11 protein-coding genes are annotated in these 12542 nt (G+C 64.2%); 6 read left to right on the top strand and 5 right to left on the bottom strand.

Going from position 1 to position 12542, the window contains the following annotated elements:
* Window positions 1-385: 385 nt before the first annotated feature.
* The 3 genes from GWK50_RS08555 (at window position 386) to GWK50_RS08545 (ending at window position 3669) form a co-directional block, all read left to right on the top strand.
* Window positions 386-787, top strand: a complete 402-nt coding sequence (locus GWK50_RS08555; RefSeq protein WP_162016112.1) for an FKBP-type peptidyl-prolyl cis-trans isomerase — start codon at window positions 386-388, stop codon at window positions 785-787.
* Window positions 788-1010: 223 nt separating this feature from the next.
* Entirely contained in the window at window positions 1011-3002 is a 1992-nt protein-coding gene (locus tag GWK50_RS08550) for a PAS domain-containing sensor histidine kinase (RefSeq protein WP_242455465.1), read from the top strand.
* Window positions 2989-3669: an RluA family pseudouridine synthase gene (locus GWK50_RS08545; protein WP_162016110.1), complete on the top strand. Its 681-nt coding sequence runs from the start codon at window positions 2989-2991 to the stop codon at window positions 3667-3669. The genes GWK50_RS08550 and GWK50_RS08545 overlap by 14 nt, the downstream gene beginning before the upstream one ends.
* On the opposite strand, the gene GWK50_RS08540 is transcribed toward GWK50_RS08545, so the two are convergent.
* Window positions 3647-4657: a sensor domain-containing diguanylate cyclase gene (locus tag GWK50_RS08540; RefSeq protein ID WP_162016109.1), complete on the bottom strand. Its 1011-nt coding sequence runs from the start codon at window positions 4655-4657 to the stop codon at window positions 3647-3649. The two genes, GWK50_RS08545 and GWK50_RS08540, sit on opposite strands and share 23 nt — an antisense overlap.
* A gap of 15 nt (window positions 4658-4672) precedes the next feature.
* Window positions 4673-5854 carry a DUF917 family protein gene (locus GWK50_RS08535; protein ID WP_162016108.1) on the bottom strand — a complete coding sequence of 394 codons (1182 nt, stop codon included), beginning with the start codon at window positions 5852-5854 and terminating at the stop codon, window positions 4673-4675.
* Between the two features lie 144 nt (window positions 5855-5998).
* Between GWK50_RS08535 and GWK50_RS08530 the strand changes: the two genes are divergently transcribed.
* Window positions 5999-6757 carry an SDR family NAD(P)-dependent oxidoreductase gene (locus GWK50_RS08530; protein WP_162016107.1) on the top strand — a complete coding sequence of 253 codons (759 nt, stop codon included), beginning with the start codon at window positions 5999-6001 and terminating at the stop codon, window positions 6755-6757.
* 190 nt (window positions 6758-6947) lie between these two features.
* On the opposite strand, the gene GWK50_RS08525 is transcribed toward GWK50_RS08530, so the two are convergent.
* Window positions 6948-7385 (bottom strand): universal stress protein, encoded by a 438-nt coding sequence (locus GWK50_RS08525; RefSeq protein ID WP_162016106.1) that lies wholly within the window; start codon window positions 7383-7385, stop codon window positions 6948-6950.
* A 227-nt stretch (window positions 7386-7612) separates the two neighbouring features.
* Between GWK50_RS08525 and GWK50_RS08520 the strand changes: the two genes are divergently transcribed.
* Complete coding sequence (locus GWK50_RS08520) at window positions 7613-7975, top strand: PilZ domain-containing protein (protein WP_162016105.1); 363 nt, start codon at window positions 7613-7615, stop codon at window positions 7973-7975.
* Window positions 7976-8061: 86 nt separating this feature from the next.
* On the opposite strand, the gene GWK50_RS08515 is transcribed toward GWK50_RS08520, so the two are convergent.
* Window positions 8062-9750, bottom strand: a complete 1689-nt coding sequence (locus GWK50_RS08515) for a long-chain fatty acid--CoA ligase (RefSeq protein WP_162016104.1) — start codon at window positions 9748-9750, stop codon at window positions 8062-8064.
* Between the two features lie 239 nt (window positions 9751-9989).
* Between GWK50_RS08515 and GWK50_RS08510 the strand changes: the two genes are divergently transcribed.
* Window positions 9990-10850, top strand: coding sequence for a hypothetical protein (locus tag GWK50_RS08510; RefSeq protein ID WP_162016103.1), 861 nt, complete (start codon window positions 9990-9992; stop codon window positions 10848-10850).
* A 24-nt stretch (window positions 10851-10874) separates the two neighbouring features.
* Here the strand turns inward: GWK50_RS08510 and guaA are convergent, their stop codons facing one another.
* Window positions 10875-12491: a glutamine-hydrolyzing GMP synthase gene (gene guaA, locus GWK50_RS08505; RefSeq protein ID WP_162016102.1), complete on the bottom strand. Its 1617-nt coding sequence runs from the start codon at window positions 12489-12491 to the stop codon at window positions 10875-10877.
* Window positions 12492-12542 lie beyond the last annotated feature (51 nt).

The raw sequence follows: 12542 nt of genomic DNA, 5'->3' as shown, positions 1-12542 counted from the left end.
GCTGGTTATTTCTTCAGGCTGTTTCATGGCTTCTTTAGCAATCGTGCCTAACTCTGCACTCAAGCCGACCCGCCTACGGCGGGCGGCTTACCTGGGCCGTTAGCACCGCAGAAAAACAGCTTTATTCAAGGCTATGCTTTTTCAAACGGCATTCCATTGTTCAAGCGCTGTGCAGCGCTGGGTTTGCCGTTCCTCTGGGCTTCGCCTGGTGGCTTTTCGTCGGTTTTTGGTCTTTTTGCCCTCTAGCCCTTGCACAGCAAGCGCCAGCAGCTATCGTTTTGGAAGCGTTGAGTTGCCTTGGGCAGCACTGCCGACCTGCCGCTGTCTCCCCTGCGCTCCCCACAGGCCCTACCATCGGGCCTTTGTTTTTTCCGGAGCTTTCTTCATGCGCGTTCTGTTCGCCCTGCTTTCTTCGCTGGCCCTGGCCCCTGTGGCGCTGGCGCAGTCGGCCCCTGTGACCACGGCCAGCGGTCTGGTGTATGAGTCCCTCAAGGAGGGCACGGGCGATGCGCCCAAAGCCACCGACACCGTCAAGGTCCACTACAAAGGCACCCTGCTCGACGGCAAGGAGTTCGACAGCTCCTACAAGCGCGGCGAGCCCACCGAGTTTCCCCTCAACCGTGTGATTCCCTGCTGGACCGAGGGCGTACAACGCATGAAGCCCGGTGGCAAGGCCAAGCTGACCTGCCCACCCGCCATTGCCTACGGCGAGCGCGGCGCGGGCGGCGTGATCCCGCCCAACGCCACGCTGCACTTCGAACTCGAGCTGCTGGCCGTGCGGCGCTGAATCGCCAGGGACTTGCACGCCCACACAGCCGCCTGGGCGGCCCTGGCGGGCTTACACTTGCGCGCAGTCCATGGCCCTTCCCGATCTGTCCTTTCTGCTGCAGACACAGTCCCCCGGCTCCCTGCCGGAGGGCCAGGCTCTGGCCCTGCAGGCCCAGGCGGTCACATCGACGCCCGACGAAGCCCCCCTGGCCGCCTTGATTGCCGAACTGCGCGCTTACCAGATGGAGCTGGAGGCGCAGAACAAGGTCTTGCAGTACAGCCAAGCCTCGGCCGAGCGTGCCTCCGAGCGCTTTGAGGCGCTGTTTGCCAGCGTGCCCCTGTCGCTGATGGTGCTGGACGAGCACGACATGGTGGTGCAGGCCAATGCCATGGCACACCGCTCGTTCCAGCCCACGGAGCGCGATCGCCCCCTGACCGCGCTGATGCCCTTTGTGTCGGCGCACGATGCCGAGCGCGTGCGCCTGGCCTTTGCCGAGGCGCGCCAACAGGGCCAGGCCCTGGCCACCGAGGTGGTATTTGCCCAGGGCGAGCAGGTGCGCATCACGGGTGACCTGCACATTGCTTTCATCACGCTGGGGCACGAGGGCGAGACCCCACAGCACCAGTACCTGTGCGCCGTCATCGACCAGGGCCCGCTGCTGGCCGAGCGCAGCGCACTGCAGGAGCGCAACGAGCAACTGCGCGCCAGCGAGAAGCGCCTGGAAGCAGTCATCAATTCGGCGCTGGACGCCATCGTGTGCGTGGACCAGCACCAGCGCATCACCGTGTTCAACCCCACGGCAGCGGTGCTGTTCCAGTGCAGCGCCAGCGATGCACTGGGCAGCAGGCTCGAGCGTTTTTTGCCCGACGCGGCGCAGGCGCTGGGTTTTGGCCAGCTCACCACCCAGGCGGTGCTGGGCGAGATGACGGCGCGCACCGCTGCGGGCAAGGAGCTTTCGGTGGAGGTGAGCGTGTCTTTCGAGCACCATGCCGACGGCCTGAGCACCACCGTGTTTGCCCGCGACCTGACTAGCCGCAAGCGTGCCGAGGCCCAGCGCACCGAGCTGGAGGCGCAGCTGCGCGAGTCGCACAAGATGCAGGCCGTGGGCACCATGGCCGGGGGCATTGCGCACGATTTCAACAACATCCTGGGCGCCATTCTGGGCAACGTGGAGCTGGCCATGGCCGACTGCACGCCCGAGTCCGGCGCCATGGTGAGCCTGCGCGAAATCCAGAAGGCTGGGCGCCGGGCACGCGATCTGGTGCGCCAGATCCTCACCTTCAGTCGCAACGAGCCGCCACGCCTGAACGCCGTGGACCTGGCCGAAGCCCTGCACGACACCGAGCGCCTGCTGCGCGTGACGATGCCGCCCACCGTGGCCTTGCAGATCCACATTGCGCCCCACCTGCCCACGGTGCTGGCCGATGCCACCCAGGTGGAGCAGGCCTTGTTGAACCTGTGCACCAACGCCATCCATGCCATCGGCACCGCCAAGGGCACGGTGCGCGTGGACGCCCTGCCCCTGCGCCCTGACACGGCGCTGTGCGACCGCCTGGGCCTGCCCGCAGGCGACTACGTGGCCATCAGCGTGCACGACAACGGCCCCGGCATGGACGCGGCCACTCTGCAGCGCGTGTTCGAACCCTTTTTCACCACCAAGCCTGTGGGCCAGGGCACGGGCCTGGGGCTGGCGGTGGTGCATGGCGTGATGCGCACCCACGCAGGGGCCGTGGATGTGCACAGCACGCCCGGCCAGGGCAGTTGCTTCACGCTGTATTTCCCGGCCCAGGCCGAGGGTGCCGCAGCACCGACCGCGACGGAACCTGCCCCTGCGGTCACCGCACCGCTGGCGCCTCCGGCGCAGCAGCATGTGATGTACGTGGACGATGACCAGGCCCTGGTCTTTCTGGTGGAGCGCCTGTTGCGCCGCCGAGGCTACCGCACCAGCGGCTACACCGATCCGATGGCCGCCCTGCAGGCCCTGCGCGCGGCGCCGCAAGACGTGCACCTGCTGGTAACCGACTACAACATGCCCGGCTACAGCGGTGTGGAGCTGCTGCAGGCGGTGCGCGAGGTCCGGCCCGACCTGCCGGTGGCGCTGGCGTCGGGCTATGTCACGGCAGAGATCGAGCAGGCGGCCCTGGCCGCAGGCGCTCGCGCCCTGATCCACAAACCCAACGATGTGCAGGAACTGTGCGACACCGTGGACCGGCTGATCCATGCCGCAGAGTGAACCGGACCGCGCCCCCGGCGCTGCCACTGGACTGCAATGCCTGCATGAAGATTCGCACCTGCTGGTGCTGGCCAAGCCGCCCGGACTGCTGTGCGTGCCGGGGCGCGGGCCCGACAAGCAAGACTGCCTGAGCCGCCGTGCGCAGGCACAGTGGGCTGATGCGCTGGTGGTGCACCGGCTGGACCAGGCCACCTCCGGCCTGGTGCTCATGGCCCGCAACCCCGAGGCGCAACGTCGCCTGGGCCGTGCGTTTGAGCTGCGCCAGGTGCACAAACGCTACCTCGCCGTGGTGGCTGGCGCCCTGGCGCAAGCCCCGGATGGTGCATGGTCCACCATCGACCTGCCCATCGCCGCCGACTGGGAACGCCGCCCGCTGCGCACCATCGACCCCCATCGGGGCAAGCCCAGCCAGACGCGCTGGCGCTCGCTGGGCTACGACGCTGCCACCGACAGCAGCCGGGTGGAGCTCGAACCCCTGACCGGCCGCACCCACCAGTTGCGCGTACACCTGGCTGCCCTGGGCCACCCCATCCTGGGCGATGCGCTGTACGCCAGCACCGCCCTGCAGGCCCGTGCGGCGCGCCTGCTGCTGCACGCGCAGTGGCTGGCGTTTGAACACCCTGGCACAGGCCAGTGGGTGGAATTCACTTCACCCGCTCCGTTCTGAACCACACATCCGCACAGCACTGCACGTTGTTGCGCCCCGTCTCCTTGGCTTGGTAGAGCGCCTTGTCGGCCTTGTTGACCAACTGCTCGAACGTCAGACCCATCCCCCAGACCAGTGTGGCCACACCGATGCTGACGGTGACCGATGTGGTTGCGCCCTCGTCGTTGACCACCACCGACTGCGATGCCACCACATGGCGCAACGACTCCGCCAGGTGCAGTGCGCTGGCGCGGTCGGTCTCGGGCAGCACCAGCACGAATTCCTCACCGCCGAAACGTGCCACCGTGTCGATCCCGGCGCGTGTGCGCGCAGCGCAGGCATCGGCCACCGCGCAGATCACACGGTCGCCCGCAAGATGCCCCCAGACATCGTTGACGTTCTTGAACAGGTCGATGTCCACCACCATGACGGACAGCGGGTGCCCGAAGCGCTCGGCGCGCCGGCATTCGCTCTCGCCCAGCTCCATGAGGGTGCGGCGGTTGGACAGACCCGTCAGCGAGTCGTTGGCAGCGAGCAGACGCAGCGTGGTGTTGAGCTGCTGCAGCAAGGCGTTCTGCTCCACCAGTTGGCGGTTGATCTGGGCGATCTCGTCCTCCTGGCGTTTGCGGTCGTCGATATTGAAGGTCACGCCAATCAGCCGCTGGCCAGGCGATGCACTCCTGCCGTCCATGATGCGGCCGTAGTTGGCAAACCAGATCCATTCACCCTGCTTGGAGCGCAGCCGGAACTCACACCGGTACTGGGCTGTGCGGCCCGAGAGATGATCCTCCACCGCCTTCTGGACGCGTGGCAGGTCGTCCGGATGGAACAGGCCGTAAATGCCCTGCACGTCGGCGACGATCTCCTCCTCGGTGAAGCCCAGCTCCTCGAAGGTCTTGCTGGCCTTGCGCGTCACCTCTCCGGTCAGCAGGTTGTTTTCCCACAGGTCCAGGCCGGCCGCCTCCAGGGCCAGCTCCAGCCGTTCCTTGTTCAGGTCTGCGTCGCTCATGGCCAGAACCTGTTCTCAAACCGAAGGCAGCGCCCCCGCATAACCCAGGTTGCGCAGCAGCGCCGCAAACGACGCCAGCACGCCAGGGGTGCCGCACAGCTTCTCGGCCGCACGCACCTGGATGACACTGACCGTCTTGCCCGTGCTCTTGCCCGTGGCAGCGTTGAAGTACTCTGCCAGGTCGTCGCTGGCGTTGGAAAAGCCCCGCCCCGTGCTTTCTGAGTAGTAGCAAATGGAGTCGGGCGCGACGACGTCCGGCATGGAGCTTGCCGCCGAATACATGATGAGGTTCTCGTTCAGGTTGTAGAGGTAGTGCGTCTGCGTGCTGTGCTCGGGATCGATGGTGTTGTCCAGGCGGATGATGCCCGAGTCGAGCGACGCGCTGGATGTGGACTGCGTCACCTCCGTCATGTAGAAGTTCGTCACGACAGCGCTGGCCGAACGCCCCGTGACCAGCGCAATCATCGCCGCCACTTCGGATGTCGGCGGCGGGTTGGACGCCGCCAGCAGAAAACGCCCCAGGGCGCGCACCTGCTCCAGGGTTCCAGCGATATAGCTGCCCGTCAGGGCATGGCCATTGCCCGCATTGGAAGGCCACATGGCAATCCCCGAATACCCGCCAAAGCCCCCCACCACGCCGCCTGCCAAGGACTCCACCTGCGCCGCTGTGGGGGCATGGAGCAACGCCGACTCCACGGCACGGGTTTGATCGGCATCGCTGGCCAAGGCACACGGACAAGGCGCCAGCAGCGGTGTGCCCGTGAAAGTGGTCTGGGGCAACTGCGGTACCGCGCGCCCTGCACCGTCACCGTCCACCACCCAGACCGCGCCTTGCGACATGACCGCGCCAATCAGGGGTACCAGGGAGTTGACCGGGCCGATTTCCACCGGGATGAAACACCCCAGCGCGGCGCCGGTACCGACCTCCAGCAACCGAACGGAGTTGCGGATGGAGTTCTCTATGGCCGCCAGCGTCAGGCGCTCGGCCGCATCGGGCGACCCCATGATGGCCAGCACACAGGCATTGGTCACGCCGTCATAGTCGCGCACCTGGACGGTGCCACCCCACCCCTGCTGCCCCAGCTCCTGGAGGATGGCCCGAGCATCGCCGTAGCTGCCGCCACCACCGCTGGCCAGCACGGCAGCGCCGGCCGCGATGGCCTCGAAATCTTCCAGCCCGTATGCATGAATGCCCATGGCGCTCCCTCCGGTGATGGCCGGTGCGGCATTGCGTTGTATCACTGTGCCGCCAGGCTGCCAAGACTAACCGACATTTGGTAGGCACCAGGCTCAGTAAAACCCGCATGCTTACCTTCCCCACAGGGCAGATAACATTCGGCCATGCCCCAACACCTCACCATCCTGACAGGCGCCTCGCGCGGCATGGGCCTGGCCATGGCGCGGCAGATGCTGCGCCCCGGCCACACCCTGCTGTGCATCTCGCGCACCGCCCACGCCACGCTGCCCCAGGAAGCCGCCACCCTGGGCTGCACCCTGGAGCAGTGGGACCAAGACCTGGCACAGCCCGAACAGGCGGCCGAGCGCCTGCGTGCATGGCTGCAACGCGCTCCAGCCGGCATGTTTGCCAGCGCCACGCTCATCAACAACGCGGGTGTGATCCCCCCCATCGCCCCGCTGTCTGCCAGCGTTCCGGCAGACCTGGCCATGGCGCTGCGCGTGGGGCTGGAAGCGCCGATGCTGCTGTGCGCAGCCTTTCTGGGTGCTACCGAGGACTGGGGCGTTCCGCGCAAGGTGCTGAACATCTCCTCCGGCCTGGGGCGGCGGCCCATGGCGTCGCAGGCCGCCTATTGCGCCGCCAAGGCGGGCATGGACCATTTCACCCGCTGCATGGCGCTGGACGAAGCCCGCAAGCCGCAGGGCGCCAAGGTGTGCTCGCTGGCGCCCGGCGTCATCGACACCGACATGCAGGTGCAGCTGCGTTCCGCGGCGCCGGAGGCCTTTCCGGATGTGCAGAACTTTGCCCAACTGCAAAGCAGCGGCATGCTCAGCAGCGCACCCGATGCGGCGGCCCGCGTGCTGGCCTGGCTGGAGCGCCCCGACTTTGGCACCCAGCCCGTGGCCGATGTGCGCGAGGCCTGAAGACCGCCACGCCCCAACCCGTCGATTGCTATTGTTTTTATAGCTGCTTGCGCTTTACCATAAAGCGCCAGAGGCCATTTTGACCTTTTATTTTCGCTTGGTTTCACAAACACAAAGGCCCCGCATCGCGGGGCCTTTGCTTTTGTATTGGATGCCCGCCCCAAGGGACCGGAGCTCGTCGGCGTGACGATCAGTCGCGCACCACCAGCACGGGGATGTGCACAACGCCCAGCACGCGCTGGGTGACGCTGCCCAGCACCAGCTTCTCGATCCCCCGACGGCCATGCGAGCCCATGACGATCAGGTCGGCGCCCGTGGTCTCCTGCGCACGGGAAATGCCTTCTTGCACGGCATGGCCCTCGCCCACCACTGTGGAAGCGTCGACGCCTGCATCCAGCATGGCCTTCTTGGCGGCGTCCAGCGCAGCATTGGCCTCCGCCGTGGCGGCGCTGAGGTACTGTGCCTGGCCATAGGCAAAATCGGCGCCCACGCCCGTAAAGGGGTACGGATCAATCACGTACAAAATGGTCACGGCACTGCCAAAGGCCTTGGCAAGTCCAGCAGCCTTGGACACAGCCATCATGGAAGTGGGCGAACCATCGACAGGAACCAGAATGTGCTTGAACATGTGTTTCTCCTTGAACGTTGATCGGCTCCGCACACCTGACCGTGCTTGACACCAGAGTGCGGTGGCTTGAACCTCAGTGTAGCGCCTGCCCTCCCCACGACAAGCGTTTAGAAGGCAGATTCATGGGGCCGCGTGCCAAGCCATGAAGCACGCGCAAACCCCAGCACCCATCGGCCTGCTCGGGTGTAGCATGCAACAGTTGATCCATCACCCACGGGTAAAGCGCCATGCCCCACGAACGTCGCCATTTCATCCGCGTCACCTTTGATGCCCCCGCCCAACTGACCACCGGCGACGGCTGCTTCAGTGTGCATGTGCTGGACCTCTCGCTCAAGGGTGCGCTGGTGGTGTTGTCGCCCGGGGTGGATCTGCAGCCCGGCGCACTGTGCCAACTGGTGGTGCCCCTCACCAGCACCCACGACCACATTGCCATGTCCACCGAGGTGGCGCATGTGGAGGGGCGCTGCGCTGGCCTGCTGTGCCACTCGATCGACCTCGACAGCGTGACGCATCTGCGCCGACTGATCGAGCTGCAGCTCGGTGCTCCCCATCTGCTCGACCGCGACCTGGCCGAACTCACGGCCACTTGAGCATTTCACCTTGCGCTTGGAGCCGCAAGCCGCCTGCACTGCATTGCGTTGCCATGACGGCCCTGTGCGTGTCGCGGCCCATCGTGTCAGCGTACCGCTTCCTGTTCCTGCAACAAACGCCACATGACCTTGCCGCTGCCGCTTTTTGGCAGTGCATTCACAAACTGCACGGTGCGCGGCACCTTGTACACCGCCATGTTCTCGCGGCACCAGGAGATGATTTCCTGCTCGGTGGTGTGCGCATGGTCTGGCCGCAGCACGACCACCGCCTTCACGCTTTCACCACGGTAGTCATCCTTGGTGGAGATGACACAGGCCTCCTGGATAGCCGGGTGCCGAAACATCAACGACTCCACCTCTGCGGGCCAGACCTTGAAGCCTGAGGCGTTGATCATGCGCTTGAGGCGGTCGGTGATAAAGAAGTAACCGTCCGCATCCACCTTGCCCAGGTCTCCGGTGCGAAAGAAGCGCTTGCCGTCCAACTCCACGAACACAGCTTCGGTGGCCTCGGGACGGCTCCAATAGCCATCAAACACCTGGGGGCCGTGGATCAGGATCTCACCCTGCTCGCCCACGGGCATCTCTTGCAGGGTGTCGGGATCGACCACACGCGCATCGGTGCCCATGAAGGGAATACCCAGGCATTGCTGTTTGGGCTGGTCTGGCGGGTTGCTGTGCGACGGTGCAGCGGTCTCGGTCAGACCATAGCCTTCGGCATAGCGCAAACCAAACTGGTCCAGCAGGCGCTGGGCCACGGCCTGGGGCATGGCAGCACCGCCTCCACCAATGTAGTTGAGGCTGGAGAGGTCGAATTGCGCAAAGTTTGGGCTGGCCATCAAATCGATGACCATGGTGGGAATGTTGGTCCAGGAGGTGACCTTCCAGCGCGAAATCAACCGCCCTGCCAGTTCGCGATCCCAGCGCGGCATGATGACCAGTGTGCCGCCGCTGTAGATGGTGGCGTGCATCATGCTGACCATGCCAGTGATGTGGAACATGGGCACCACGGCAAGGGTCACGTTCTCGGACGTCGCATTGCCCCACAGACTGCTGGCCACGGCGTTGTGCATCAGCGTGCGATGCGGGTGCATGCATCCCTTGGGAAGCCCCGTGGTGCCGCTGGTGTAGGGCAGCACCGCCAGGTCATCGGGGCCCACCAGAAGATCTGGCACAGGGTCTGAGCACGCCAAGGCCTGCTGCCAGCCATGCACCTCGCCGCCCTCCAGTTCCGGCAGTCCATGGCAGGTACACAGCCAATCGTTCCAGGACGCAGGCGGTGCATCGACACCCGCAGCATCTGCATCAAAAGCCTCTGTGAACTCGGTGACCAGCAAGTGCCGAAGGCGCTGGGCGGATGCCAGTGCGTTGCTGGCCTTGGCCAGCTCAGGCGCCAAATCTGCTGTGGTGATGGCCACCAGCGCCTGGGGATCGGTGATGTAGTGCTTGAGCTCCTCGGCACGGTTCATGGGGTTGACCGGCACCACCACCGCATTGGCCCTCAAGATCGCAAAGTGGGCCAGCACCAGTTGCGGACAGTTCTGCATGCACAGCAGCACCCTGTCCCCCTTGCGCACACCCAGCCGATGCAGAAACGCGGCCATGCGCTGCGCCGCCATCTCCAGCGCCCGATAGCTGACGGTACGCCCAAAAAACACCAGCGCTGCCTTGTCGGGATAGCGCCTTGCGCTGATGGCCAGGTTGTCCCACAGCGAGGTCTGCGGAGGAACGATGGCATGAGGAAGCCTGCGAGGCCAGAAGCGATGATGCGAATTCATGGACAACTCCTTTGCTGCTTTCGCAGTCTATGGAGCCCCAGAACCCGGCCATCGGGGGTTTTCACCTGTGGGATGTCACTTGGGTGTCAACGCAGCAATCCGCCGATGAGAGGAGCTTTCGACCCGTTCATGGCCCCTTTCTGCCAAGCCAGAACAAGCGAACATCGGCCAACGGGTTGATGGGATGAATCGCGTCTCCCGAGACTACATCCACCTCCCGCCGAAAAAGGAGTCAGAACATGCTTGATGTATCCCAAGCCACCTCCCTGTTGCAGTCCTTGGGCGTCAGCAGCGCCGTCGCCAACAAAGCCGTGGAGCGAAGCGCCCAAAGCGCAGGAACGGATGCCCAGTCTTTCCTCAAGATTCTGCAAACCAACCTGACGGAACTCACGGCATCGGCGCAGTCGGCAAACACTGCAAGTGCCACACGTACGCAGTTACAGACCACAGCTGAGCGCGCGTCCCCGACTGAGAGTACGTCCACCACCAGTGCCTCTGCCGCCTCAGTGAAGGCGCCTTTTGGCAACTTCCAGGAGTTCAAAGCGTGGGAAAAAGGGCTGGGCGACACTTTTGCCAAGGACTACACCCCGCCTGACTACATCCGAATGATTACGCTCGCTCTGAGCGGCGGTGACAACGAAGCATTCGGCCGCTACATGTTCTTCAAAAACAATCCGCAGTACGCCGTGGACTATGAATCCATTCGAAATGGCAACCTGTCCAAGTTTCCGACCGATGGATCAACACTGGTGAAGTCCGATTTGTCCAAAATGGACACGGAAACGGCTGCACATTACAGGAAAAACCCCCATCAACTGCTGGCCGCAGAAGGATTCAACATGGATCCCACCCTGCTGAAAAAGCGCATGGAAGGCAATACCGAGGGCATCAGCGACCCGGAATGGCTGACCAACCACAGATGGACTGCCACCGGAACCATCGAAAGCAACAACCGCACAATGTATGCCCAAGCCACGTTCATCGGATTGGATGGAAAAGGCGCGGACAGCTACCGCCTGGCCAAGTACGACACCGCAACCGGTCGCATCATCGACTTCGATGGCCGAAGCTACGACCCCATCACCGGCGAAGAGGCGTAAAGCCCTCTTCACCGTTCCACAGGTTCACTCCCACTCGATCGTCGCTGGCGGCTTGCTGCTCACGTCGTACGTTACGCGGTTGATGCCGCGGACTTCGTTGATGATGCGGCCCGACACCTTCTTGAGCAACGCATAAGGCAGTTCAGCCCAGTCGGCGGTCATGAAGTCGCTGGTCTGCACGGCGCGCAGGGCCACCACGTAGTCGTAGGTGCGGCCGTCACCCATGACACCCACGCTCTTGACCGGCAGGAACACGGTGAAGGCTTGGCTGGTGAGGTCGTACCAGGTCTTACCCGTAGCTTCGTCCTTGAAGTTGCGCAGTTCCTCGATGAAGATCGCGTCGGCACGGCGCAGCAGGTCGGCGTATTCTTTTTTCACCTCACCCAGGATGCGCACGCCCAGGCCAGGGCCGGGGAAGGGATGACGATACACCATCTCGGGGGGCAGACCCAGGGCCACGCCCAGTTCGCGCACTTCGTCCTTGAACAGGTCGCGCAGGGGCTCCAAGAGCTTGAGACCCAATTGCTCGGGCAGGCCGCCCACGTTGTGATGGCTCTTGATGGTGACGGCTTTCTTGCTCTTGGCGCCGCCCGATTCGATCACGTCAGGGTAGATGGTTCCCTGTGCCAGGAAGGTCGCCCCCTTGTGGCCGGCGCCACCGGCCTTGAGCTTGGCGGCTTCCTGCTTGAACACATCGACGAACAGGCCGCCGATGATCTTGCGCTTTTGTTCGGGCTCGCTGACACCCGAGAGCTTGCCCAGGAACAAGTCACTGGCGTCCACGCGGATGACTTTGGCGTGCAGCTTGCCTTCAAACATGTCCATGACCATGTCGCCCTCGTTCAGGCGCAGCAGGCCATGGTCCACGAACACGCAAGTGAGCTGATCGCCAATGGCACGGTGGATCAGCGCAGCCGCCACGGACGAATCCACGCCACCGGACAGACCCAGAATGACTTCCTCATGACCCACCTGCTCACGGATCTTCTGCACCGCTTCCTCGATGTGGTCGCGCATGATCCAGTCGGCGCGCGTACCACAGATGTCCAGCACAAAACGCTCCAGCAGCGCCCTGCCCTGCACCGTGTGTGTGACCTCGGGGTGGAATTGCACCGCGTAGAAGCGCCGTGCCTCGTCGGCCATGCCGGCAATGGGGCAGCTGTCGGTGCTGGCCATGAGCTTGAAGCCCGGTGGCAGCTCGGTGACCTTGTCGCCGTGGCTCATCCAGACCTTGAGCATGCCGTGGCCTTCGGCCGTGGTGAAGTCGGCGATGTCCTTCAGCAGGGCCGTATGGCCGCGTGCGCGGACTTCGGCGTAACCGAACTCGCGGGTATGGCCGGCCTCCACCTTGCCGCCAAGTTGCTGTGCCATGGTCTGCATGCCGTAGCAAATGCCCAGCACAGGCACGCCCAGCGCAAACACGGCATCGGGAGCCTTGTCGTCCACCTCGTACACACTGGCGTGGCTGCCCGAGAGGATCACGCCCTTGAGCTGGCCGTCCTTGGCATAGTCACGCACCCATTCGTCCGTCACATCGCAGGGGTGCACCTCGCAGTACACGTGGGCCTCGCGCACACGACGCGCGATGAGCTGGGTGACTTGCGAACCAAAGTCGAGGATGAGGATTTTCTGGTGTTGCATGACAGTTAAGAATGAAATTAGCCCCTGACGCTTGCTGGACAAGCGCTAGGG

Source organism: Acidovorax sp. 210-6 (assembly GCF_010020825.1).
In the GTDB taxonomy this organism is placed as follows: domain Bacteria; phylum Pseudomonadota; class Gammaproteobacteria; order Burkholderiales; family Burkholderiaceae_C; genus Simplicispira; species Simplicispira sedimenti.
This window is presented reverse-complemented; position numbering and strand designations above follow the sequence as displayed.